The sequence below is a fragment of the Streptococcus sp. SCPM-O-B-15294 (M123) genome, from assembly GCF_058200455.1.
This window is the reverse complement of the sequence record NZ_JBYQGU010000001.1, coordinates 88710-114514: the sequence shown is the minus strand read 5'-3', so window position 1 is coordinate 114514 and position 25805 is coordinate 88710. Positions and strand designations below refer to the sequence as shown.

The window sequence follows — 25805 nt, the reverse complement described above, 5'->3', positions numbered from 1 at the left end:
ATTCACGCCTGTTTGTCAATAGCTATGAAAAATTTGTTGGGTCTGGTTCAATGATACCGCTTTTATTGGGCTTCTCTTTCTATCCTTTAACGAGTCGCTTCATAGTAAGGAAGCAAGCTAGCCATTCCTTTTTTTAATTCCTCAAGAATGGCATCTCGACTCGTCGCTTGCGATAGATTGACATCGACTTTTACCAAGACCTTTCGGACCTGGCCAGTTTCCACACCTTTTTGAAGTCTCAGGCGATTGGCTTCTGTCCCTTGGAATCGTTGACTGACACCTTCTATTTGCGCGAAGTAATAGATCGGTGAAGAAACCGGAAGATTTAAAACGCGGTTCTGCTTTTGTAGACTCTCCTCATCCTTCTTGCGTTCGATAAAACTTACTTCCAGGGACACACCAAAGTCCTTCGCATCTCCATAAAGTCGCAAGGCAAACATCGGATCCGTGATCTCTCCCTCTCCTTGGAGATAAGCCCAAAAATGAGGGCGAAGAATTTGAGCTTGATTCATCCACTGACTGGTCCGATCTTGTTTTAAATGCGGAAAGAGCTTCTGAAAATCGCTGACCAAACGGGTGAATTCCTGCCGAGCTTCTTGCCCTAACTCGCGATACCCAACCATTCGCTCTGCTTCCTCACCAGCTTTAGCAGGAGCCAGGTACTTGATCCCCTGACAATTCAAAAAGTCTCTCATCTTACTATACATTTTGGTCTTCCTTTCTCAGACAGAAAAGGAGAGAGCAAGCTTTCACTCCTCTCTCCCTTTAGCATTTTCCTTTTTAGACGGCAGATTAACCTTCAATATCGACGACAACGTAACGATTTGGTTCTTCTCCTTCAGAATAGCTGGTGACTCCATCCATTTTTGATACAATGCGGTGGATGATCTTGCGTTCGCTATTAGACATTGGATCTGTATGTTGCGCTCGACCTTCTTCTAGAGCACGACTTGCCAATTTTTGCGCATAGCTTTGAAGGACTTCTGCACGGTGTTCAACATAATCATTAACGTTGATCGCAATGTAGAAATTCTTAGAATACTGATTGTAAAGGTAGTTCTGTGCCAACAATTGAAGGGCCTTGAGAACTTTCCCGTGGTAACCAATGACACGGCCTGGCTCATTGGTATCAATCTGCATATTGATGGTGCGACGGTTGTAGCTACTTGAGATGCTAGCTTCGACATCCATTTCATCAATAACGGTTTGAACATAGGCAGTGACATCAGAGACAACCTTTTCAATGTCATAGCTTTCTTCTACTTCAATGCCCAAGTCAGCAAAATCAGACGTTTGGCGGGTCTCGGTCTCAGCTTCTTTAAGACTTGAATCGAGAATTTCTCCATGACCTTGTTCTTCAAGAATGGTTTCAGGAGCCTTCTCATGCTTGAGAATCTCAGCCTTCACCTCTTCAGAAACTTCTTGGCCTTCTTCTTCAACTTTTTTAATCGCTGCTACCACGCGCCCCAAATCAACAGTCTCTTCACTGACACTCTTGACAGGTTCGTTTTGAGCATTAATTTCCTCAGGAACTCCCTTAACAGCTTGTTGATTGGCTTTTGTCACTGTAGTCTCTGCAATCGGTTCGATGTCTACCACAGCTGGCTTCTTACCAAAGAGACCGAGGAACCCTTTCTTTTCACGAGAAACGACAGTAATATGTGCTTTCATGCGCGGGATATCTAATTCTTTCAAACCATTTTGAATGGCTTCTTCAACATTGACTCCTGTATATTGGACCATCTGTCAAACTCCTTCTTAGTTTTTCTTTTTCTGTGCTTTGTTAAATGCACGTCGTTTTTGTTTTTCTAGATCTTTGATTGCCTGTTGCTCTGCTTCACGCGCCGCAATAATCTTAAATGGATTGTTCAACAGGTAAGTTTGCCCAACTTGGTAAGCATTGGAAACTACCCAGTAGAGAGCAACCCCGCTGGCTGAGTACATAGCGAAGAAGAAAATCATCACGGGCATCGCATACATCATGGCTGTCATTCCACCATTTTTTTCTGGCATGGCTTTGTTGCTCAACCAGGTACTAAAGAAAGTGAAGACGGCTGCCAAAACTGGCAAAATAAAGGTTGGGTCTGTTGCACTCATATCCAACCAAAGAAAATGACCGACTTTTAGGAATTCTACCCGACTCAAGGCTTGGAACAAGGCCATCAAGACTGGCATTTGTACAAGCAATGGCAAGAAGGCAGAGGAAGTCTTGACACCTTTTTCTTTGTAGAGGGCCCGCATTTCTTCTGACATGCGAGTGCGGCTTTCCAAATCCTTCCCAGGATACTTGGCCTGGATTTCTTTTACAAGTGGCTGAATCTCCTGCATTTTGCGTGAGGAGGTCATTTGGTATTGGAAAACTGGCAAGAGAATGGTCCGAATCAAGAGAGTGAAGAGGATAATCCCGACTCCGATGTTTCCTCCGATAGAAAGGAAACGAATGACTTCTGCAAAGAAGTAAACGAATTTTTCCCAAACTCCTGATGATTGGGAAGTCACTTCAGACGTTCCACAGGCTGTTAATAATAGGAGGGCCCCTCCGAGTAAGCTAGCTACTTTTAGTTTCTTTTTCACGTAATTACCTTTCCTGACGATAGACTTGCGCTAATTTTAATACATGGACTAGATTTTTTTCGACCTGATCAAAATCCAGTTCTTCAACTCCCTTTCGAGCAATCACAACAAAATCATCTGCTACAAGATGATCCTGGTGCTTCATTAAAACATGACGAATCAAGCGCTTGATTCGGTTGCGTGTCACAGCATTTCCTAGTTTTTTACTCACGGATAAGCCGACACGGAAATGGGGCTGCTCTTGTGGCAAACGGTAGATGACAAATTTTCTATTTGCACAATTCTTGCCGCTTTTAAAAATGGCATTGAAATCTTTTTCTCGCTTGACACGATAGCTTTTTCTCAAACTCCCACTCCCTCTTTTAAATTTATTCTATTATACCATAATTTCAAAAAAAACCAACGACCTTATGGCCCTTGGTTTGAAGCCTCCACCAGTGCCGTCAAAACGACTAGGAGAAGTGATGCTGGATGGTTGATAAGACGATGGGTAAGCTATAAATAAAGTTCAAGCCGATATGAGCAAGGATAGGATAATACAAGGAGCCCGTCTTTTCATTCAATAATCCAAACATCAGGGCGGGGATGGTATAGATCAAAAAACTCAAAACAGTAAAGGGATGGTGAAGGAATTGAAGTCCACTATAGATAAGAGCTGGCGCCCATACACTTGCATAGAAGGGCCATTTTTTAAAATAGGCTTGGACGAGCGCTCCACGAAAGATCAATTCCACGGTCATCGGTCGGATGATGACCACTAGGATAAAAAGGATGAAAGATCCTAAGGCTTCCAAGGTCACCGGAAAAGAGTGATAAATAGCTAGACGTCCTTTGGTGAACCCACTGAGAAAATAGTCCAGCCAGTAGATGGCACAGCTGGAGAATATAGTTGCGTAGATAGCGGGAAGGAATTGTTTCTTCTTCGCCCACTGAAAGACCGTACGTGGACTATACTTCTTTACCAATGAAAAAACAAGCATCAAATAACCTGCCTCTAAAAAGAGAAGGGTCCAAAAATAGCTAAGGGCTTGGCCGACTTGGTTGCTGACTAGTTGGGCCAACTCGCGAAATTGCGGCCGAACTAAGATATAGAAGACCAGTAGTAAAAGTGGATAAAAGAGCTTGGCCTTTGTCTTTATAAATTTCATACATTCCTTTCGAGGGAGATTAAAAATGATTTATTGCATCTTACCATAATCATTCCTAGGATTCAATTAGAAAGCGAACCAAAAAAGGTCGAGACAACCGTCTCTGACCTCTAGTTTCTATTGGAATGCTCGTTCTCCCCTTTTCTGTAAGTCACAAAGCCTACAAGCACAGACACAAGAATGGCTAGACACAGAATGGTCTCTAACCAGACAAGGGGCCTTAACAGAGAACTGTGCAATAAACCTTGGGCCATTTTCAGGGAAGTAGCTGTGATGACTGTGGGAAAGGTTAAGGCTGAAAAGGCTGGTTGAAACCCTTCTTTTATCATTCTGGGCAGACGCGTTAAAACGAAGAAATAAAAAGCTTGAGAGAGACCGATCATGATATATAAGAGCCAAACCGGCAGACTAGCTCCACCAAGACGAACGAGGGCCGCTAACAGAAGAGAAAAGGGGGCACAATAAATGCCTTCTTGCCCCAATAAGTGGCTCGGTAAAGGGGTAGTTTTCAATCCCTGATAGATTAGCGGGTAAAGAATCAAGGTTAAGACAAAGCCAAACCCGAGAGTCAGATAGGCCAACTCAACCACCCCTACCACTGGATAGGTCAAGGCTGCCACAGCAATCCCTACATAAAGGACGGTCCAACTAGGGGTGGCATTGGCTCTTGGTTTTGCAAAAATATGGGTCTTGGTAAAGTAGAAAATTAAGCTACAATCTAAAAGGAAAGCAGACCACCAAACTGTCTGGGCAAGTCCTCCAAATGTAGGAAACAGTCGTAAGAGATAAGTCGATAGAATCATCCCAGCCATAGGGAAGGTCGCCATCCCAGATAGAAGGGCCGGTTCTTGTAGTTCGATCTTGGTTTCTGACCAGTAGATCAGATGGTGACATAAAAAGAAAACCCATAGGATCAAACCCGTCAAACTGAAGAAATGAGCCAGAACTGGGAAGGTATCAGACAGAAGGTTTCCAGCCCCTGCTAAACCTAACAGGCAGCCTGAAAATGCTAAAGGAATCTTTTTCATCTTGATCTCCAATCATTTTATCGCTTTCAGTATACCATAAAAGAGAAGGAAGCATATCAAAAAAAGAAGTAGGCATAAAAGCTACTTCTCATTTCCTTATTGTTTAGCTCAACTCCATCATGTCACGCACAAGCTTTTTCGGTTACGCGTAGGGTTGCAATTCTGGGTTGATGGGTGTGTTTGCTAGGTTATTGGCATAGTTACAGAGACTAGCTAGACTCACACCTAGCACCACATCCAAAGCATTTTGGTGACTATAACCTGCTTCCAAAAATTCAGCTAAGGCTTCATCCCCAACGCGCCCCTTGGTATTGATCACTGCTAGGGTGAATTTAGCCAAGGTGTCCAGTTTCGGATCAGTTTCGATTGGAGTACGATTGCGCAGAGCTTGAAGAAGGTCATCGTTCATTTGGATTTGCTTGATCGAAAACGCTGTATGACCTGCCACACAGAAGGCACAACCATTGGTCACCGCTGCAGTGATTTGGACCACTTCACGTTCAACTGGTGTCAAACTGTTGCGGCGGTTAATCGCACCGACTGTACGATAAGCTTCCAAAGCTGTCGGTGCATTAGCTAAAAGACCGATGAGATTCGGAATGTAGCCGTTATTATCTTTTTGGACGGTTTCAAGAACCTCTTTTACCTCTTCTGGTGCTGTCTCAACTGTATGAATCTGGAATGTTGTCATAAATGTACCTCTTTTTTCTCTTGGTGACACTTAGTCTATCATAGAAATGGAAGCTTGAAAAATATATATTTCATATAACTTCCATAAAAAATAGTTATCACCAGGAAGAAAAGATTGAGACGTGACAATCCCACTTCTGTTCCCATTCAAAGCCGCTACTTCAAGAAGAAGGTCCTTCCTATCCTTCTAAACCCGTGCAAAGAGCAGATAGATAAACAAGATTAAAAAGAAGAGGACACTAACGATCAGCGTCGCTAGCTTGATCCCTCGACGGGCTAGCCAATAGCTTGGTTTCCCTAGGTTACTGGTCGCATCTGTTGACAGCGATTGTTGTTGACGAGGTTGAAACATCACCAACAAGATTAGACTGATCGATAAAAGAAAAATCAGCACAACAAATAGCATTTCCATCTTAGCCTCCAAAAACTCGGAAAAGGGTAAGCAACACCCCCAACAAGATAACGAAACCGATGACAACATTTAAAGTCAGGTTGACGGTTTCTGAGCGCGTTGCTTTCTCTTTTTCTGCGGATCGTCGCTTCAGCGCATTCATCCGTCCTTCTACTTCTTTATAGAACAAGTCCTTCTTCTGATCAGACATCTCTATCACCTATCCCTTCTTGGAATCTCGAACGGAACTCTGCCTGTTCGATCGCATTAGACTGTGCAATTTGATTTGAAACTGCGTGTCGGTAGTTCTCTATTGATTGATAAACTTCCTTGATGCGTGCCACGAGTTCGTCTTTTTCTCCTTGCCTAAAGACATTTTCTTGAGCAAGATAAGGCGGGTCATGTAAGGTCTGTTCAAAGCCTAGGATCAGCTGTTGGTGCTCAAAGGCCTTACGAACAATTCCCTGTACCTCCCCAAAATGATTGATATCTAGATAGATACTGGATTGGTGAAGGAGCTCCTTGATCCGTTTCTGGCTAATATTCTGATACAAGACCAAATTGGGGTAGCGGACCAGAGACATGAGTTCTGGTGACATTTCTGTCACAGCAGCAACTCGGAAGGTCACATCCGGTAAGTGCTCTAACAAATAAGGCAAGGCTTCAATCTGATCTGAATTTGTTAATACAAAAGCATCCTTGCGAATATCGTCTTTGACAGCAAAATCATAGATATAACCAAGAGGGGCAAAACAATCCTTTTGCTCTGGTGATACCAACTCTAGGGCACGGCGATAGGTCTCCCTTTGAGGGATGAAAATCTTCTTCGTCCGTATCTCTGGACTATTAAGGATCAGTTGCATATTGCCTGGCAGACTATCCTGTAATGTCTCTTGCCAAACCAAGACATCCCGGCCTACCAGTCCCATTTTGCCAAGTTGCAAACTCAAAGCAAAAGACTGAGCCAGCGTATTAAAGAGCACTTGATCCAGAGCAAATCCTCGGTATTGGACATAAAAGACATAGAAATCTAGTCGATTTTTGAAAATCCGCATGGGCTCATGATCCAGCGTCAAAATCAGATCACCTGTTTGATGATTTTCTGTTAGGCGCTCCATCTCTTCTTCAAAGTAGGTGGTTAACAAAGGATTGCCCTGACCATCACAAGTGGTCACCGCTATTTTTCGACCGTATTGATCATAGTGATCCACTGCGCTTACTTGTCCCTCTTGATGGAACCACTCTACCCGTTCGACGATTCGTTTATGAGTAGTATCTTGGTAATAGATGCGTGCTTTTTCTTGGCCGTAGTAGGAAATCCGTCCACCAGATGCATCACCAGTGATTTCCCAAAAATCAGGGACTAAAATTTCGTTAAAGAAGCGCCCCCGTTTTTCACCTGTTGGTCGACCTAAAAAGTAAAGAAAAGGCGACTCTACTCCATCAGGTAAAAAGCCATTCGGTTCCAAGACGATCGTTGGATGCATGTAACCTGCTCTTTGTAAAGAATAGAGCAGATCTTGGCTTTCACGCGAAAACCGATCAAATACGTTCAGCATGGGTCACCTCCTCAATCAATTGAGACCAAGCTTTTTCAACCTTACTGGTTAGAAAATCTTCTGCACGCGCATAAGATGCTTGACGCATGGATGGCATCTTTTGGCTCTGGTATAGCAAGCAGATCATTTCAGCAAAGGACCTCGCTATCCTATCCACAACCTGGTCTGGTTCAGTCGGAAGCAGGTAGCCATTTCCCCCATCTCTAACAAAGTTCTGATTGCCATAAGGCACATCAAAGCCAATGATCGGAAGACCAGAACCAATGGCCTCCATCAAGGTCAGGCCAAAGCCTTCACTGGTAGAAGCCGAAAGGTAGACTTCATAATCTTTGTAAATATCGGTCAAGTCCATATGGCCTTTGAGCTGGATATAGTCCGTCGCTCCTAACTCTTCAATTAGTGATTGCAACTTACCTTCCTCTCCGCCTTTTCCATAAATATCAAAAGAAAGGGACGGTAGCTCTTTTTTTGCTTCGACAACTGCTCGAACTAACCAGTCGATGTGTTTTTCTGTCGCCAGACGCGAAGCAGTCATCAGAGAAAAAGGTTTACGAGAGTCGTTTTGCGGTAGACTGGCGAGACTTCCTACCGGAATGGTGTAAATAACAGGAGCATGAGGGGTATATTTGGCAAACTGCGCTGCTAAAACTTCCTTTTGCCGATCGGTTGCGACAATAAAGAAGTCCACCTTGTCCGCATTGGTAAATTGGTAATCGTAATAATTGTTCCACAAAATATATTGATCATCGGTATGATTGACACTATAGTGCTCCGCATGGACCACGACTCCTAGACAAGCTTTTTGGGCCTCTTCAAAAATAGGTTGGCCGATGTCAGTCTCCCGATCCAAAATCACCAGATCTTGTTTGGTCAAGTTGAGACTTTGCATGAAGTAGCGGATCAATTCCTGCCGACCCAGGAGATAACGATCTGGAAAACGGTAAATCTCCTGACCATCTGCCAACTGCATCCGATAGGCCACACTTCCATCTTCATTGTAGAAACGTCGTTCAATCAAGTTGGCTTGATTATTTTTAGGGATAAAGTACTCTGTACAGTAGCGAGTATAGGAAAAATAGTCTTTTCTGACTAGAATCCCTCTGGAAACATACTCACAGCGCTCTACATAAGGACTCTTTTCGTCCCGAAGATAGCAGGTCAAAAAACTGTCTTGGTCTTCATAGAAATAGCGCTTCACCTTCCCCGTGGTCTCTTCTCGCGTTAGCTTCCCAGCGAACCCAGCCAGGACTTGATCCACCGTATAAGTGGTTGGCGCAATTTTGATATCCGTAAAATGGGTGTAGAGCCATATGATTTCATGGTCTTTAAATCCAATATTCCCTGTTAAGTGTTGAATATTGTCTGCTAATATCATATCCATAAAAATAAATTTTGCAGGTTCTTGGATCTGTCTTAGCAACTTGGCCCGATAGGCTTGTGCATACTCGACGCCACTGCTGGCCCATCCAATCCCAAGATTGATATTGTATACTGTCATAAATCCTCTTTTATGGGAAATACAGGACAATTTCCCCTTTTGTATTGATTTCTACTCGACTGAGTAAGAGATTGCGAACCATCTGCTCTTTTGCCAAAGCCTTCATCCGATCAAAAGATAAAGAGGCTTCTTGGTAAAATTCGACCAGTGGATTCTTTTGACTGGCGTACTGACCAGACAAGGCCACCCGTAATTGTTGCAAATAATCCACTTGTTCCACCCAATTTTCGTCAATAGCTTTTAAGAGCACCATCCGTTGAAACTGAGCAATTACCTCATCGGATTCCAGCCTTTGATATTTAGCAAGCAACTCCGAGCGGGCTAGCTCCCAGAGGAAATCCTCTTTTGCCTGCCTGGAAGGAAAGGCTTGATGGATCTGAGCAGGATTAACCTGATAACTGATATGATCTAAAATATAGTGATAGAAGGCAATCGGGTCTTGATACTTCTTATTTTTAGCCACTTGGGCAAACACTTCCCGAGCAATTTTCTCGATTAATCCATCCAAACGTCTGTCCAGCCTGATCAACCGATCCCGTTCCTTATAAACCAAATCGCGTTGAATATTCATACTCTCTGCGAACTCCAAGGTCAATCGACGACTAGTTTGCGCAGCACTTTCACTCGCATCCTGAGCTTGAGCGACGATGCGTTGGTATTTCCTCCGGGTTAGAGGTTTGGCTTTTCGAAGTCGATCCTCTACGTCGTAATCTTGACACCTATCTTGGATCCAGTTTGGCCCCCAGTGTTTGATTAAATCATCCTCCAGAGAGACAAAAAACTTGGTTTTTCCAGGATCTCCTTGACGTCCTGATCGTCCTCGAATCTGGAGATCTATCCGGCGATTCATCATCCGCTCCGTCCCGACGACAACCAAACCACCTAAGGCAGCTACACCCTGCCCTAATTTGATATCTGTCCCCCGACCTGCCATCGAGGTCGCAACGGTCACTGCACCTTTTTGCCCAGATTCAGCAATGATCTGTGCTTCACGAGAAGCCTTATTGGCATTCAACAGATTATGGGGAATTCCTTCACGAAGGAGAAGGTTTGAATACAAGACAGACATCTCAACCGAGCCGGCAAAGATCAAAATCGGGTTTCCCTTTGCATGGACTTCTTTGATGTAGGCCATAGAAGCATAGACTTTTTCTGGCAAGGTCTGGTATATCTCATCTGGAAGATCCTGCCTAACCCGTTTTCGATTGGTTGGAATCTGAATCACTGACATGGCATAGGTCTCCAAAAATTCAGCTTCTGCAACCTTCCCGGTTCCCGTCATACCGCCAAGTTTTTGAAACATCTTGAATAAATTTTGGTAAGTAATCGAAGCCATGGCCCGTGTCTCTGGTGTCAATGAAAGTCCTTCCTTAGCTTCAAGAGCCTGATGAAGTCCCCCTTGAAGACGAGTCAATTCCATCAGACGCCCCGTTGCTTGATCCAAAAGTACAAGCTCCTGTTCTCCTTTTTTATTCGAACGGACGACATAGTCCTTGTCCCTTTTATAGTGTTGATGTGCTTGTAAAGCCAGACTAATATGGCGGACAAGATCACGGTGCTCAGGATCATACAAATGCTGCAGGGATAGAAAAGCCTCGGCTGCTTTTACACCTTTTGGGGTCAACCACACCTGTTTCTTGTCCCCGTCGGCCTTGTACTCTTCACCTTCTTTGAAGGTTCGGATCAAGGTGTCTACAATCCCATATAGATTGGACTGCACGCGAGGAGAGCCCGAAATCACTAAGGGTGTCTGAGCACTATCCAATAAGATAGAATCGATTTCATCTACAATCGCATAGTTTAAATTTGCCAGGAATTGGCCATCAACAGAGGCGCTTAAATTTTCTGAAAGATAATCAAACCCCAAGCTGCTATTGGTGGTATAGACAATGTCAGATTGATAGAGCGACCGCTTCTTAGCTGGGGAGAGTTCGCCCTCAGTATCTTGAAGTGGAACTCCAACTGTCAAACCTAGAAAACGATAAATCTTACCCATTTCTTCCGCATCACGAGTTGCCAGGTAAGTATTGGGGGTAATCACCATAACCCCCTTCCCTTCTATTGCATTCAGGTAGGCGGGCATGGTTGCCGTTAGGGTCTTTCCTTCCCCGGTTTCCATCTCTGCAATATTTCCTTGGTGGAGGACGATCGCTCCCATGACTTGAACATCGTAAGGAAACATCCCCAAGACTCTCTGAGAGACTTCTCTCACGACTGCATAAGCTTCTGCTAGCAAATCGTCTAGTGACTCTCCTTGTCGGAAACGGCGGCGGAATTCCTCTGTCTTTTCTTGTAACTGCTGGTCTGTCAACTGGGACATCCGATCTTTCCAGCTATTCACCTCATTTAAGATCTTTTTTATTTTTTTCAATTTTATAGAATCCACTGGGTCCTCATTTACTATCCATCTGCTTGATCTATATCAGAATAACTCATTGTTCAGACGAAATTGGTGAAATTGTGAAATAGCGAAAGGTAAACTCTTGCATCCCTGCACTGAGGAGACGCACTTGGTAAGAATAGGCTTGCTCTGGATATACCAACTTAACTTGCCCTTCTGTACTGACCTGCCGGTCCACTATCTTGCCAAAACGATCCTGGCAAACAACTTCTAGCATAACCGTATGAGCAGGCCTAGAAGTCATCTGAACTTCAACTACATAGGTCCGGCCTCTCTGTAAAAGTGGCAGACTGGGTGCCATCCGATCCTCCCCATAGCTTGTGAGGGATTTCCAACTTTTTAAGACTTGACCAGAAGGCATCAAAGGATTCGTAAATCGAATCTGATCTTCTGCTAGTCTTTCTATCACAGACCCCCACAAATAATCAACTGAAGAGATCGGCCCCCAATAAAGGTGACGATCTTTTTGCTTTCTCATCCTAATCATCCACTTCTTCCAAAATCTCTTTCCATGATTTCTTTGTATTGGGTCAAGAACCACTCAATGATAGACTCCGTTGCATCATTGTGGCGACCCGGGCGACTTGAACTAATGATCCGAATAGGCTGGTGATAAAGAGCTTCTAAAATATCCGAATAAGCCTTCTGGTCGTAGTCATCGTCTCTCATATAAGCCAAGGCTAAGAGGGTATCCTTTAACTCTGCCTGATGAAATCGATCCCAAAAACGCTTGTTCAAGGCCTCTATCCCTTCACTTGACACTCGACCAAGAAGCAATTGCATCATATCGAGCGAGGTTCCAAATTCATCTGGCCGTTTAAACTTCAGATTGGCAGCTACATCCCCAAGGTTGACAATCGGTTTCCCAACCAAAATCGCATGAGGTGAGTAAGAGGCTCCATAGTAGAGAGCTCCATAAGTGCCCATCGATAGACCTGAAAAGTTCAATTCTTTGGGACCAAATCCTAAGGATTGAAGATGGTGATCAATAAAATCCTGAATCTTCTTTTCCAACTCTGGAGATCCTAGATAGAAGCATCCCCCCTCTAGACGTGGATCCGAAAAGAGAATAAAGGGCGCTCCCATATTTTTCATCATGCTAAAGCCTTCAAAGCCCTCTGCAGGACGATAACCGGAGAAATAGACATTCAGTGGTGGCTTCAGGTCTCCTGGATGGAAATAAGCAAAAATTTCCTGACGCTTGCTGTCTCTGAGAGTCTGCGAACCAAGAGCAATTTCTCCAAAAGGACCATGGGAGAAGCGCTTGTGCAAAGCACCGATTATGAGTCGCCCCTGGCCCTTCGCTTCTAGTGAAAAGGATAGGTAATAACGATCGGGCTCGTCAATCAGAACCGGCCTTTCCAAATCTGCTTCTGAATAAACAAGCTCCTTCACTAAAGATCCCAAGGTCCCACTCTGGAAAAATTGGACCCGCAACTGGATCTGGCAGTCTGGCGTTTTCTCGTACTCTAGCCATAGATCCCTAGGAAGGCCCCCATCATACGAATAGGTGTTGACCCACTGGGCTATGGGAGTATATTCTTCTCCATATGAGCCCTCTAACTCCAAAAAGTGTTTCCCTCTGACCGTTTGACTGCCTGCAAAGTCAGCTCTAACTCGTAACTCTCTGACACTAAAGGCATCCCCATACTGGCCGTCATAAAGGAAACGATGAAGTTGATAGAGAAAGGGAGCCTTATCGGAAAAATCCCAAGCCTTAGCCTGAACTAGGTGCATCAAATGATCCAGTTCTTCTGTAACTGACTCTTGATCATATACTTGATCATAAAAAACAGTGTAGGGCTGAAAGAGACTCAGCTCTTCTTTGAAGCTCAATAACCTCTCAGGATGATCCAGCACCAAGGCCTTAAACTGCTTGATGCCTTGCTCCGCCATGTAGTCCTCTATCTGTAAAGGAGTTTGGATAGAAAAATAATGCCAGTTCAGACCTTCTGGGATTGTCACTTCTTCCTGCCAATTTGTAGGTCCAATTTGAAGAATATGACCTGTTTCCAACTTCCTGTCCATCCTAGTCTTTCATCCATCCTTCCCATTTGGCGATCAAGCGCTGGCCTGTGTATTCTTGGATCTTTTCGACGGAATAAATCAGCGCTTCATTCCATGGTTTCAGATCTCTAAGGAAATAGTCTATCGCTGTTTCTAGCTCTTCCTCCATCTCCCCCAAGACATATCCATTTTTTAAATGGTCTACATACTCCGTATGGGTACGATTGATCTGAGGAATTCCTGCCGAAATGCCTGCAATTTGTGTATACAGATCGGGTTCCTCACTTACGTCTACTATTAAGCGAGTCTGTTCTAATTCTTTGATGATATCATTCTCGTTAAAGAAATTTCGAACCTTATAACGATCTAACTTCTTTTCAAAGAGAGAGGCATCTTCGAGGAGGTGGTTTTCTCCCAGTTCTCGAGAATCAACCTGACCCCCTAGAGAAGCTATCCCCATCTTGCTTGCCAAGTCTTCTAACTGATGATCTAGTGTCGCTACTGTTTCATCAGAAGCATTGTAAATCGCGAAAACGACCTCAAACAAGGGATTTTTCGCTAAGATTTCAAACATTTTCTGTAAAACGGATTGAGAGGGGAGATCCTTTTCATCCAGGTGGAAAAAGATTTTCGACTCCTTCCTCTCCTGACTGCTTCCCAATCTCAGCCGTGAATCAAAGGACGTCAGGCAATGGATCTTAGAAGCAAGACTTGGAGCAAGACCAAGCAAGTCCTGTTTCGTTTTTTCACTATCCGTTATCACCAAATCAACCTCTTTTAAAGAAAAATGAAGCGACGAATCTTCTTGAGATAAGGGCTGGCGTTGTCCATAAAAAGAAAGAACCTTTGAAACACCTAGTCCCACTTGTTGGACAAAGGGGAGATTGGCTGGATGGGCTGCAATCACCAGACGATCTTGATCCGGAACCAGGACTCCTAGGTTGGCTTTCATTTTTTCAGCAATCACTTCTCCCATGTCCGGGTAGGTTTCTCGTTTAAACTGCTTCTGAAAGGCTTCATTGACAAAGACCATGTGGCTAGCATCTGTCAATAACTCTCTCAAGACCCAGTCTCCTTCGGGGGTTAGATAGTCTTGGAAATAGGGACTTCCCTCTTTGTAGTAAATAACACTGGAAATAAAGCCTCGGTCATCCAGATACTGCACATAAACCGTTTCCTTATCCTTTACCCGTCTCACTGAGAGGATATTCCCGTCTACCCCCAGATCGATACTAGCAATCTCCTGGCCGCGACAGAACGCCACTATTTGAAAGGGCGTATAAGTAAAGCTTGTCTGAGCAGGCCATTCCAAATCCTCGACCTGAATCGGGAGCATCTCTTGATGAGGGGAAATCCCCTGAATGTGATCAAAAATCGACAGATAGTCTGTTTCTAACAAATCTTGTCGATGGAAGTCATAACGCAATTGCGGGCAATAGTGCGGAATCACTAATTTCCGCTCCACTCCCGCTTCCTGGAAGACCCGAAGCTGGTGAATAGTCTCATCAAATTCAATCGTAGCTTGCGTCCAATACCAAGGCGTCATCCTACTGTGCCAAATCCGCTCACTGCCATACCAGGCTGGTATAAAGTAATACATAACAACTCCTAAAACAATCTTGTATAGCCTTGATTCACGCGAAGTGCTCGAACTTCCTCTCGGATGGTCGACATCATCCCAACAAACATGAGAAAACTCCCTGGAATCATAGCCAAACGTAGAAGTCCTCTATCCCAAAGCAGAAGGAGGAAAGGCAACACTGTAAACAGAATTAAATAAAGTGTCCCAAAAACTGTTAGGCGAAAGACAATTCGATTGATGTACCGACGTGTCTCTTCTCCAGGATAAACGAAATCAATATACTCTGAGTTTTTCATCATCTTGTCGGCAATTTCTTCCCCATTGACCGTCACAAAGGCAAAAGCAAAGGACAAAATTGCTATCATCAGACCGTAGAGCAGGATCCACGCTGGCGCTCCTATTACCAACTCCTTGGCGATACTGGCAGCCCATGAAGCACGGGGATTGATAGCTTGAACCAGCAAAAAGATATACTGCGGGATAGAAACCAAGGTCATGGCATACATAAAGGGCATACCCCCAGCTGGATTGAGCTTGACCTCTAAAAAGGTGTGAGGTTTCAAACTATTATGAATCCCCAGCTTATTCACAGGGATCCGATAGCGAGCATTCTCGATGCATACGACCATGAAAATAAATGCTAACAAGAGAGGCACTAGAAACAGGAGGCTGTATGCTGAACCCCCACTCTTTGACAAGGTTTCAAGGACATCCTCTGGCAAGTACAGGAGCATCCCCGCCATCATGATCACAATAGAATTCCCCAATCCTAGAGCCGTATTTAAATCAGCTAACCAGACCAAGAAAAAGGTTCCTGCAATCATTATCAAGGCATTGAGCGAGACAACTAGAAGGGGGCTCAGATCTGTTTGTAAGGGGAGATAAAGAGAGATGGCCAGAGATTGAACAAGAGCCAGAGCAAGTGTCAGGTACATCTTTCGTCGCTCCACAAGGTCCGAACTGGTCCTCTCCAGGTTATGACGTTTAGATACCGTAAACAACCGCCACAAAATCATGGAAGACATCCAGGGAGAAAGTCCAAGAGCGAAGATGGACATGCCACGAAGGTTCCCACCCATGATAGCACTCGTCAACTCCAGCCCCCTTGTAGCACCTTCATTCACATTTAGAACCTTCGCTAGGTCTACAAAGGGCAAGGTGATTTTACTTCCTAAAACATAAACAAAAACGAATAGGATTGTCCAAAATAATCGTTTCCTAACTCCAGATTGTTTCATCATATCCTGCTCTTCTACTCCCCCTTCTTTCGAATGCTTATCCTAACTAAGTCCTCTCATCAAATTTGACCATTTCACCTAAACGATCTCTGATCTATAAGAGAAAAAAAGTTCTTCAGAAGATGATCTGAAGAACCACTATTCATCTAGCTTTTCTCCATTCATTATACCATATTTCACTAGGCTTTTCACCCGACATTCTCAAAGAAAACCGACAAATCCTCTCATGGATCTGCCGGTATATCAGAAGAATCGAAAGAAGCAAATTTTCAATTTAAGAAAGATGATTGTATTTACTTTTTACGATGGAAAAATGAGGCCAAGCCTGCAAAGAAAGCTACTACAAGCGTGATGAACAGCTCACGTGACGTCACTCCTAGAGAGTCCGACGTCGATTTTGCTTCAGAGACAGAAGCAGCCGATTTCTCACCAGAGGAGCTCATCTGAGGAGTCGCTTGACTTTGTGAATGGGATTGGCTTGCTGAGCTAGAGGTAGAACGACTCGTTGAAAGAGAAGTCGATTCTGAGGAGAGTTGGCTTGCTTTGGATGAAACAAGTGTGCTCGCTGGCTCCTGTAGACTCGCCGAAGCAGACCCGTACACCACTGTAGATTCGTTTACCGCATTTGAAGCCAAGGCAGAAGCGGATGACCAATTTGATGCCTGTGACATAGAATGAGTAGACGAAGTCGATCTATCTGTCGAAGTCGAAGACTGATCAGAAGTACTCGTTTGATGCGATGCTGAAGCCAATTTAGAGGCTTGTTTGTTTGAAGCTGATTCTGATGCGCTTGCTGAAACAGATGCTGAATTCAAGACCGATTCAGATACGCTTGCTGACGCACTTGTCGATGTTGAAACGTAAACGCTGATTGATTCAGAAATCAACTCAGATACAGATGTAGACTGAAGTTCAGAAGATTTCATTTGAGCTACAGATGCTGAAGCGCTGGTTGAAACAGATGCTGAATTCAAGACCGATTCAGATACGCTTGCTGACGCACTTATCGATGTTGAAACGGAAACGCTGATTGATTCAGAAGTCAATTCAGACACTGATGCAGACTGAAGCTCAGAAGATTCAATTTGAGCTACAGATTCTGATATGCTGGTCGATGTTGACTCAGAGACACTGTTTGAAACATACTCGGAATTCAAGACTGATTCTGACACGCTTGCTGAAACTGACTCAGAGACCGAAGCGGACGCCAACTTAGATGCTTGTTTACTTGAGATTGATTCAGATCTACTTACTGAAACGGACTCGGAACTCAAGACAGATTCTGATGCGCTACTTGAAACTGATTCAGAAGTTAAGACTGATTCTGATACGCTTGCCGAAATCGACGCACTTGCTTCTGAAGCACTTATCGATGATGAAGTTGACACGCTAATTGATTCCGAAATCAACTCAGATACTGAAGCGGATTGAAGTTCAGAAGATTTCATTTGAGCTACAGATTCAGATGCACTGATTGAAACAGACTCGGAATTCAAGACTGATTCTGATGCACTTGCTGACGCGGAAACGGATGCCGAAGTCAACTCAGACACTGATGCAGACTGAAGCTCAGAAGATTCCATTTGAGCTACAGATTCTGATATGCTGGTTGAAACTGACTTTGATGTTGATGTCGACTCCAACTCAGAGGCTTGCTTGCGAGAAGCAGATTCCGATGCACTTGCTGAAACAGATGCAGAATTCAAAACAGACTCTGAACTACTTACTGATAGCGACTCACTAGTTGACACTGAATCAATCGTTGATGTTGACTCTAACTCAGAAACTTGCTTGCTTGAAGCTGATTCTGATGCGCTACTTGAAACTGATACAGAGGTTAAGACTGATTCTGATGTTGAAGCAGACGCCAATTCAGAAACTTGCGTGCGTGAGGTCAACTCAGAGACACTGTTTGAAACAGACTCGGAATTCAGAACCGATTCCGACGTACTTGTTGAAGCTGAAACGGAAACACTAGTTGATTTAGAAGTCAACTCAGACACGGAGGCTGATTCAAGTTCAGACGACTCCATTTGAGCCACAGATGCTGAAGTGCTGGTTGAAACTGATTCTGAGGCTGAAGCTGAAACACTAGTTGATTCAGAACTCAACTCTGATGTTTGCTTACTTGAGGCAGACTCAGAAGCACTTGCTGAAACCGATGTAGAATTCAATTCCGATTCGGATGCGCTGACTGAAATCAATGTACTTGTTTCTGACACACTTGTCGAAGCCGAAGTTGAAACGCTTGTTGATTTCGAAGTTAACTCAGACACTGAGGCAGATTGAAGTTCAGAAGATTCCATACGAGCTACAGATTCTGATGTGCTAGTTGAGACTGATTCAGACGCCAAAGCGGACGCCAACTCAGAAGCTTGTTTACTTGAGATTGATTCAGATCTACTTACTGAAACGGACTCGGAACTCAAGACGGATTCTGAAGCGCTACTTGAAACTGACTCAGAAGTTAAGACTGATTTAGATAGGCTTGCCGAAATCGACGTACTTGCTTCTGAAGCACTTATCGATGATGAAGTTGACACACTAGTTGATTCCGAAATCAACTCAGATACTGAAGCGGATTGAAGTTCAGAAGATTTCATTTGAGCTACAGATTCTGAAGTACTTGCCGACGTTGATGCAACCAATTCAGATGCAGACAAGGAATTACTCAAGGATTCGGAAACTGACTTCTCTGAAGCAGATAAAGAGTTGCTTGCTGAAGCCGAAACAGATACTTCTGATGCTGATAACGATGCGCTTGTCGATGCGGAAGAAATCGATTCTGATACAGACAAGGAGCCGCTCAAGGATTCGGAAGATAACTTCTCTGATGCTGACAATGAACTGCTTGCTGAAGCTGAAACAATTGACTCTGATACAGACAAGGAGCTACTCAATGATTCGGAAACTGACTTCTCTGAAGCAGATAAAGAACCGCTTGCTGAAGCTGAAACTGATACTTCTGAGGCTGATAACGAAGCACTTGTCGATGCTGAAGTAATTGACTCTGATACAGACAAGGAGCCGCTCAAGGATTCAGATGCAGACTTCTCTGAAGCTGACAGAGAAACACTTAACGATTCTGAAACGACTACTTCTGATGCTGATAACGATGCGCTTGTCGAAGCAGAAGAAATCGACTCTGATACAGACAAGGAGCCGCTCAAGGATTCAGATGCAGACTTCTCTGAAGCTGACAGAGAAACACTTAACGATTCTGAAACGACTACTTCTGATTCTGATAACGATGCGCTTGTCGAAGCTGATGAGATTGACTCCGACACAGACAAGGAACCACTCAAGGATTCAGAAACGGATTTCTCTGAAGCTGACAACGAACTACTTGCTGAAGTAGAAACAATCGATTCTGATACAGACAAGGATGCACTTACCGACGCTGAGGCTGAGACCTCTGAATCATTCTGCAAATCAGACTGAGAAGAAGATAATGATTGAGATTCACGTACCTGTGAAATCAATAGACTATCTGATACTGAATCGCTACTTGACATCGACTCAGATAATGACCTTGATTGACGATCCGATAGAGAAACAGCTGCAGACAGAGATTGAGACTCTGAAGCAACTACTGATGAGTTGCTTTCTGAGTACGAACGACTATCTTGTGCTGATATCGAATGAGAAGAGGAATAATTGAGTGATTGAGATGCCAATTCAGAAGCATTCATTCTTCGATAATAGTAATTCACACTCTTCGATGGCGAGTAGCTAACTCCGGTCGAAACTGTATGATAAAACTTAGAAAATCCATCAGCGCCTTGCAGAGATGCATCATCTCCCACAATATGGCTACCACTCGACTGCCCTTGAGCTTCTGGGGCGGAAGTATACGGTTTTCGGAAAGAATATTCTTTACCCGTTTTTTCATCCGTATAGCTTACCTTTTCTTTCAAGGAGAACCAACCTGAGATCTTTAACTTAAAGTTTTTTCCATCCGAAAACTCAGGAGTAACTGTAAGAGAATAATCTTCTTTCTTACTTTTTACCTCTCGCGTCTCAAGATGTTCAAAGGTTTCATTCCAATGATCATGTCTAAAGGCCTTTTCATACACCAAGGTATAATTTGCAAGGTCGAATACAGTTCCGTTATCACTTTTCCGGTAATACCATTGTTTAGAAGGATCTAAGACATAATATTTTAAGGTGTAATCACCATTTGGGCTCGTCACTTCTCGGACAAGCTTAATATAGTGGTCTCTTGCCCCTCCTCTATAGGATTCGACAGTCTGTTTCCCAACTTCACTAAGATCAAAGACGCCAGACATTTTATTCTGATGATAGTCTACTAGCGGAACTTGAACAAAACCATCCAATTGTCGAGCAGCTGAAGCTGTGTACTCCTGACCTTCAATACCAACCTGGGCATAAGAGGCCAAAACAGTTTCCCTACCATTCGGGACGTAAGCTCCTTGCCGGAACTCACCCTTGTCGCGAATGAGCTTGTAATAGGTGACATGTTCAGCACTTCGTGATGGAACAATGGCTGATACTATCGATGGTGCATAAAGACCTACATTTTTAGGTTCTACCACATCATAAAGCTGTTGAATCATAAATTTAGGAGTCTGGTAGCTCACACTTTGCATCCGTATAACTCCAGGTTTCCCATCATCATAAATTGAGTAAAAGACCCTGTATTGGCGGTTTGTATCTGAACCAACTAATTCCTTTGGTAAATCAAATTCAACTACACTATTTGCTTTAACTGTTTGAGCATAAACCTCCGTACCACTAGACTTTTTAACCAAGCGGAAGTATACGTCGACACCTTTAGGAGTCGTTGAACCAATCGAGCTACGATCGACGGATAAGGTTGCATAATAATCTAGAGGATCCGGCTTCACTCGATTAACGAAATCCCAAATAGCAAAGGTATAACGCGTCACATCATGGGTTTCAGACAGAGACTTAAGAGTCGCAGGATCGAGATTTATTACAGATTTATCTAAATGCGGATCCTTTTCGATGTCTTCATATTCCAAAGCAGGGTCTTTTACGCTAGCCCCATTTCGATCATCCAAATTAGGAGTGATATTGGACAACTCTTTAGAATCCGTAACGATTTCATAAATCGGTGCCAACTGAGCTGCAATGGCAGGTTTGCCGTTTACACTGCTATTCCCCACAAAACCTGATGCTTTCAGAGCAAGCATCATTTCATCAACAGACTCATTTAACCGTTGACGCTGCTCCACATATGCTTGCGTCGCAACATTTTCATGAAGCAACTGAGTACTGGTTGACAATTCTGTTTGCACCTTAGCGATCGCAACCGAGAGAGCTGCTTTCTGATCCGCATCTGTAAGGTTTGAGGCATAGTTCTCGGCCATCTGGGTCAATAAGGTCGCCTCTGACAGATTCTGTTCCAGACCAACTTTATCCGTTGCTCCTAGCACCCTTTCGGTCGTTTCCACGCTTGACTCTGATGTCGTCGCAGCTTCTGAGGTAGATTCGCTCAGAGACACAGCAAGGCTCTCAGAACCGTGCTCGCTTAAAGAGACAGAAGCACTTGTCGATTCTAGGCCTGCTTCTGACATTGATCCAGCTTCAGAGACAGAACCAATCACTAAGCTATGGGCCTCTGCTAAGGTTTCTTTCTGTAATTCAGAGGTTGTCACCACATCAGCACTTGCTTCATCCGCATAAGCTGTATTGATAATAGTGGTGGCGCCAACAGCTGCTCCCGTCGCCAATAAGCCTTTCAGTACGAATTGACTTGTAGAACGGATCCCATCCCGCTCCTTCTCTGACTTCGTTATGACTGTTGTTTCTACTTCTCCACGAACAATTTTAAATAAACCTAAGGTAGAATTTTCAGAACGAACCCAGTGCTTCCCAGACTTGATTAATTTAAAACGAGTCGTTCGGTCCATCTCCCTAACTTTTCCATTCAAACGTTTAAAAAACATGAATATCCCCTCAACATTATAGTCATTAAATATTATACATTATTACTATACATATTCAAGTAATTTGATGTAGATAACAATTCCATTTTCAAAAAAATTCCTCCCCAAAAGCAATTGAGTTTTATTTTCCTAAAATCCATAAAATCTAGTAGGGTAAAACAGAAAAAAGAACCTCAAAATGAGATTCTTTTGTAAACACGCTGAAAACTAGATGGCTGTTTTCTCATAGAGAAACGTCATTATTCTTCCTTTTCTTTTTTACGGCGCCCCAATGCAGTTAAGCCTATAAAAGATGCTAGGGTACCCAATACGGTTAAACTTGCAGAGCCCTTTTCACCAGTTGCTGGAAGAACTGCTTTCGATGAGCTTTCTTTGTTGGATAAGGACTGGGCGATCAATCCTGAAGTCCCATCAGATTGGACTTCGCTTGTTGAATCCAAACCTGAAAGAGACTGAGAATGACGGATTGACTCTGAGTGACTTTGCGAGTCAAATGAGGACTCAGGGCGGGTTTCACTTGTTGAGATTGAACCGCTCAGGGATCCCGATGACGACTCGGTTAGACTGACTGAATCAGACTGACTCTCAGACCTAGACTCCGGTGTCGAGACAGACTCGCTTGTTAGAGCAGATTGACTCAAAGAACTCGAGATAGAATCTGAATTCCTTACCGACTCGGATTGAGAAGTTGACATAGATTCACTTACGGAAATTGGGGCACTCATTAATTCAGAGACTGACTCGGATAACACGGCTGATGTCAACTGGCTAGTTGAAGAAAATTGGGAAGCTGAGACCGACTCTCTTGTAGAATCCGAGATACTCAAAGAGACTGACTCTGATTCCAACTCAGAAGTCGAAGCTGAGTCACTTGTGGAAACGGATGTACTCAAAGATTCTGAAACTGACTCGGAGATACTTTGCGATGTCGAGTGACTGACTGATTCTGAGGTTGAGATAGACTCACTGGCGGAAAGCGAAGTACTCAATGATGCTGAAATTATCTCCGAAACACTCGCCGATGTAGACTGACTAATCGAATCGGATTCAGAGGTCGAAAGAGATTCACTGGTGGAAACCGAAGTGCTCAACGATTCTGAGACTGACTCGGAGACACTTGCCGATACCAACTGACTTAACGACTCAGATTCAGAGGTAGAAACGGACTCACTTACGAAAACCGATGTGCTTAACGATTCTGAGATTGACTCGGAGGCGCTTTCCGACACCGACTGGCTGACAGATTCGGATCGAGACCTCGAAACGGACTCACTGGCGGAAACTGAAGCACTCAACGATTCTGAGACAGATTCAGAAACACTTTCTGATGCAGACTTACTTAACGACTTGGACTCAGAGGTAGAAATGGAGTCGCTTGCGGAAACCGAAGCACTCAAAGAGTCAGAAACTGACTCGGAAAAACTTACCGATACTGACTGACTAATAGATTCGGATTGAGAGGTTGAAACAGACTCACTGGCGGAAACCGAAGTACTCAAGGAGTCAGAAACTGACTCTGAAACACTTTCCGATACTGACTGGCTGACAGATTCGGATTGAGACCTCGAAACGGACTCGCTTGAGGAAACCGAAGTACTCAAAGATTCTGAAACAGACTCGGAGACGCTTGCCGATACAGACTGACTAATCGAATCGGATTCAGAGGTCGAAAGAAATTCACTGGCGGATACAGAGGTGCTTAATGATTCGGAGACACTCGCCGAGGTCGACCGACTGACTGATTCGGATTCAGAGATCAAGATAGACTCACTTGTCGAAACTGAGATACTCAACGATTCTGAGACTGACTCAGAGGTGCTCAACGATTCTGAAACTGATCCTGAAACACTTTCTGATGCGGACTGACTAATAGACTCGGATTGAGACCTAGAAACTGACTCACTGGCGGAAACCGAAGTACTCAAGGAGTCAGAAACTGACTCGGAAACACTTGCCGAGGCAGACTGGCTGACAGATTCGGATTGAGACCTAGAAACTGACTCGCTTGTGGAAACCGATGTGCTTAACGATCCTGAGATTGACTCGGAGGTACTTTCTGAAGTAGACTGACTGATCGATTCAGAGATTCTTAATGACTCCGACTCGCTGACTGATGCAGACTGACTCTCCGATACCACCTCACTGACTGATTTAGACTCACTAACAGAAACCGAAGCAGATTCCGAAAGGCTCTCTGATTCTAGAACACTCAAAGATTGAGATGCTGCTGTTGATACCGATAGACTTGTAGAGAGCGAGCTGCTTTGAGAAGCGACGATTGAGGTTGATGCACTCTCCGATTCTGAATAGCTCTCAGACAGAGACTCTGATAGCTCAGCCGATTGTGACCGCATTTGAGAAGTACTTTGCGCTTCAGATACACTCTGGGAATAACTGATCGAGAGCGACTGCGTACGAGGATCCTCTGTCAAAGGCACCTTCACAGTATTAGACGTCAAATCCTTGAAGACAACCGTAATTTCTCCAGTTGCAGAGACTGAATAGCTCTTAAAGTCTTTAGACGCTAACAGACGTGGATTGGCCGCTTTGAACTTTTCCCAAACCTGCGCTTTTTCAGACTCAGTCAGATTGGTCAAATCAGTCACCTGAGTATTAGAAGTCACTGGAGCAATCGGATTTCGGATACCATCATTTTGAGGCAAGACCTTAATGCGGAAAGAACGATCGAGAAACTGATTTCTAGCATTGGTAAAACGAACGGTTATCGTATACGTCTTCCCTGGTTCTACAACCTCTGTGCCTCCGACTTTTCCTTCGATCAACATAGGAGCAAAAGGTGATTTCAAGGTTGCATTGGGAACGAGAACCCCCTCGACCCGTTCACTGTTGGGAGCATAACCCATATAGGTGAGAATAACACCACCATTCTGCTCTCTAACAATGTACTGCAACCGAATCGGATCTGAATTATAAGCTGTGATCAGATGATTATTTGCTGGACCACTCATGACAAAAGGAGCACGAAAAGCACTGTCCGCTTCTAAGGCACTACCTGTACGCGGATCTCTCTTCCCTGATTGCTCTCTTAACACAGCATTGACCAAGCGATTCCGAACAGACTTGACCTGAAGGAGCGTCGCCTCTCCAACTTGACCCGGATTGGCTAATTGGTTGCGGATGGCCTCCAGAGCCTCTTCCGCTTCCAAAACCATCCCCTCTCCATCCTTCAATTCTTTCGCTTGCTCTATATACAAATAAAGATCTCGAGCAATACTTTGAAGCTGTTTGTCCCGAGCAGGATCTGAGACGGCTACAGACTCCTGATCCCCATTTGAAAGGACGCTAGTTTCCGCCATTGAAGTAGAGGGAACTGCTGAACTCGTCGCGGATAATGTAGTAGAAAGCGAATCACTCTGTAGCTCTGATTGAGACCACTCGCTCGTAGACAGACTGGTCGTGGACGACTGTTCCACACTGCTCAACACCAAGCTATCCTTACCTACTACGCCCACTTCCGAAGTCACTTCTGACTGTAAAGTTGGACCTGCTAGCTCGTCAGCATCCGTTGGATGCGCAATTGACGTCGCACCCATAATGGATCCAGCAGCAATCAATCCTTTTAAGGCTATGGAGCTTGGAGCATCCATACTAGAATGATTGGAAACACCTCTTTCTTTTTTAACACGCAAAAAAGAAGCATTCGAGCAGGCTACTCGAATCCAATGTTTCCCCGATTTTATTAATTTAAACCTCGTCACTCTATTCCATGTTTTTTTCAGCAAGGTAAGGATGCCC

18 protein-coding genes are annotated in these 25805 nt (G+C 44.1%); all 18 read right to left on the bottom strand.

The genetic code is table 11. From position 1 onward, the window contains the following. Window positions 1-86: 86 nt before the first annotated feature. The 18 genes from AC3E8G_RS00425 to AC3E8G_RS00340 all read right to left on the bottom strand — a co-directional run bounded on the left by AC3E8G_RS00425 (window position 87) and on the right by AC3E8G_RS00340 (window position 25768). On the bottom strand, window positions 87-707 hold the full coding sequence (locus AC3E8G_RS00425; RefSeq protein ID WP_414286327.1) for an HI_0552 family protein: 621 nt from the start codon (window positions 705-707) through the stop codon (window positions 87-89). 85 nt (window positions 708-792) lie between these two features. Next, entirely contained in the window at window positions 793-1743 is a 951-nt protein-coding gene (gene jag, locus AC3E8G_RS00420; RefSeq protein ID WP_414286326.1) for an RNA-binding cell elongation regulator Jag/EloR, read from the bottom strand. 15 nt (window positions 1744-1758) lie between these two features. Then, entirely contained in the window at window positions 1759-2574 is an 816-nt protein-coding gene (locus tag AC3E8G_RS00415) for a YidC/Oxa1 family membrane protein insertase (RefSeq protein WP_048715693.1), read from the bottom strand. A gap of 4 nt (window positions 2575-2578) precedes the next feature. After that, a complete protein-coding gene (gene rnpA, locus AC3E8G_RS00410; RefSeq protein WP_048690882.1) occupies window positions 2579-2920 on the bottom strand; it encodes a ribonuclease P protein component in 342 nt (113 codons plus the stop codon). Between the two features lie 106 nt (window positions 2921-3026). After that, window positions 3027-3722 (bottom strand): CPBP family intramembrane glutamic endopeptidase, encoded by a 696-nt coding sequence (locus AC3E8G_RS00405; protein ID WP_414286325.1) that lies wholly within the window; start codon window positions 3720-3722, stop codon window positions 3027-3029. 110 nt (window positions 3723-3832) lie between these two features. Next, window positions 3833-4750 (bottom strand): TDT family transporter, encoded by a 918-nt coding sequence (locus AC3E8G_RS00400; protein WP_490676751.1) that lies wholly within the window; start codon window positions 4748-4750, stop codon window positions 3833-3835. A 142-nt stretch (window positions 4751-4892) separates the two neighbouring features. After that, a complete protein-coding gene (locus tag AC3E8G_RS00395) occupies window positions 4893-5441 on the bottom strand; it encodes a carboxymuconolactone decarboxylase family protein (protein ID WP_023024535.1) in 549 nt (182 codons plus the stop codon). A gap of 186 nt (window positions 5442-5627) precedes the next feature. Next, a complete protein-coding gene (asp5, locus tag AC3E8G_RS00390) occupies window positions 5628-5852 on the bottom strand; it encodes an accessory Sec system protein Asp5 (RefSeq protein WP_233331762.1) in 225 nt (74 codons plus the stop codon). 1 nt (window position 5853) lies between these two features. Next, complete coding sequence (gene asp4 / locus AC3E8G_RS00385; RefSeq protein ID WP_233331763.1) at window positions 5854-6042, bottom strand: accessory Sec system protein Asp4; 189 nt, start codon at window positions 6040-6042, stop codon at window positions 5854-5856. Further along, the gene (gene gtfB, locus AC3E8G_RS00380; RefSeq protein ID WP_233331764.1) at window positions 6035-7390 is read right to left on the bottom strand and encodes an accessory Sec system glycosylation chaperone GtfB; all 1356 of its coding nucleotides are present in this window, start codon (window positions 7388-7390) and stop codon (window positions 6035-6037) included. The genes asp4 and gtfB overlap by 8 nt, the downstream gene beginning before the upstream one ends. Then, window positions 7374-8888: an accessory Sec system glycosyltransferase GtfA gene (gtfA, locus tag AC3E8G_RS00375; RefSeq protein WP_490676750.1), complete on the bottom strand. Its 1515-nt coding sequence runs from the start codon at window positions 8886-8888 to the stop codon at window positions 7374-7376. Before gtfA ends, gtfB begins: the two co-directional genes overlap by 17 nt. A gap of 10 nt (window positions 8889-8898) precedes the next feature. Then, the gene (gene secA2 / locus AC3E8G_RS00370) at window positions 8899-11274 is read right to left on the bottom strand and encodes an accessory Sec system translocase SecA2 (protein ID WP_490676749.1); all 2376 of its coding nucleotides are present in this window, start codon (window positions 11272-11274) and stop codon (window positions 8899-8901) included. Between the two features lie 46 nt (window positions 11275-11320). Then, complete coding sequence (gene asp3, locus AC3E8G_RS00365; protein WP_229046241.1) at window positions 11321-11767, bottom strand: accessory Sec system protein Asp3; 447 nt, start codon at window positions 11765-11767, stop codon at window positions 11321-11323. A 5-nt stretch (window positions 11768-11772) separates the two neighbouring features. After that, window positions 11773-13317, bottom strand: a complete 1545-nt coding sequence (gene asp2 / locus AC3E8G_RS00360) for an accessory Sec system protein Asp2 (RefSeq protein ID WP_490676748.1) — start codon at window positions 13315-13317, stop codon at window positions 11773-11775. A gap of 1 nt (window position 13318) precedes the next feature. After that, a complete protein-coding gene (asp1, locus tag AC3E8G_RS00355) occupies window positions 13319-14896 on the bottom strand; it encodes an accessory Sec system protein Asp1 (RefSeq protein ID WP_490676747.1) in 1578 nt (525 codons plus the stop codon). Between the two features lie 8 nt (window positions 14897-14904). Then, the gene (secY2, locus tag AC3E8G_RS00350) at window positions 14905-16119 is read right to left on the bottom strand and encodes an accessory Sec system protein translocase subunit SecY2 (protein ID WP_490676746.1); all 1215 of its coding nucleotides are present in this window, start codon (window positions 16117-16119) and stop codon (window positions 14905-14907) included. 290 nt (window positions 16120-16409) lie between these two features. After that, on the bottom strand, window positions 16410-22049 hold the full coding sequence (locus AC3E8G_RS00345; protein WP_490676745.1) for an accessory Sec-dependent serine-rich glycoprotein adhesin: 5640 nt from the start codon (window positions 22047-22049) through the stop codon (window positions 16410-16412). A 239-nt stretch (window positions 22050-22288) separates the two neighbouring features. Beyond that, complete coding sequence (locus tag AC3E8G_RS00340) at window positions 22289-25768, bottom strand: LPXTG cell wall anchor domain-containing protein (RefSeq protein WP_490676744.1); 3480 nt, start codon at window positions 25766-25768, stop codon at window positions 22289-22291. Between the last annotated feature and the right edge of the window lie 37 nt (window positions 25769-25805).

Excerpts from the sequence above, each read along its gene's own strand:
- AC3E8G_RS00425 (WP_414286327.1), bottom strand. The coding sequence starts at position 707 with ATGTATAGTAAGATGAGAGACTTTTTGAATTGTCAGGGGATCAAGTAC.
- jag (WP_414286326.1), bottom strand. The coding sequence starts at position 1,743 with ATGGTCCAATATACAGGAGTCAATGTTGAAGAAGCCATTCAAAATGGT.
- AC3E8G_RS00405 (WP_414286325.1), bottom strand. The coding sequence starts at position 3,722 with ATGAAATTTATAAAGACAAAGGCCAAGCTCTTTTATCCACTTTTACTA.
- AC3E8G_RS00400 (WP_490676751.1), bottom strand. The coding sequence starts at position 4,750 with ATGAAAAAGATTCCTTTAGCATTTTCAGGCTGCCTGTTAGGTTTAGCA.
- AC3E8G_RS00395 (WP_023024535.1), bottom strand. The coding sequence starts at position 5,441 with ATGACAACATTCCAGATTCATACAGTTGAGACAGCACCAGAAGAGGTA.
- asp5 (WP_233331762.1), bottom strand. The coding sequence starts at position 5,852 with ATGGAAATGCTATTTGTTGTGCTGATTTTTCTTTTATCGATCAGTCTA.
- asp4 (WP_233331763.1), bottom strand. The coding sequence starts at position 6,042 with ATGTCTGATCAGAAGAAGGACTTGTTCTATAAAGAAGTAGAAGGACGG.
- gtfB (WP_233331764.1), bottom strand. The coding sequence starts at position 7,390 with ATGCTGAACGTATTTGATCGGTTTTCGCGTGAAAGCCAAGATCTGCTC.
- gtfA (WP_490676750.1), bottom strand. The coding sequence starts at position 8,888 with ATGACAGTATACAATATCAATCTTGGGATTGGATGGGCCAGCAGTGGC.
- asp3 (WP_229046241.1), bottom strand. The coding sequence starts at position 11,767 with ATGAGAAAGCAAAAAGATCGTCACCTTTATTGGGGGCCGATCTCTTCA.
- asp2 (WP_490676748.1), bottom strand. The coding sequence starts at position 13,317 with ATGGACAGGAAGTTGGAAACAGGTCATATTCTTCAAATTGGACCTACA.
- asp1 (WP_490676747.1), bottom strand. The coding sequence starts at position 14,896 with ATGTATTACTTTATACCAGCCTGGTATGGCAGTGAGCGGATTTGGCAC.
- secY2 (WP_490676746.1), bottom strand. The coding sequence starts at position 16,119 with ATGATGAAACAATCTGGAGTTAGGAAACGATTATTTTGGACAATCCTA.
- AC3E8G_RS00345 (WP_490676745.1), bottom strand. The coding sequence starts at position 22,049 with ATGTTTTTTAAACGTTTGAATGGAAAAGTTAGGGAGATGGACCGAACG.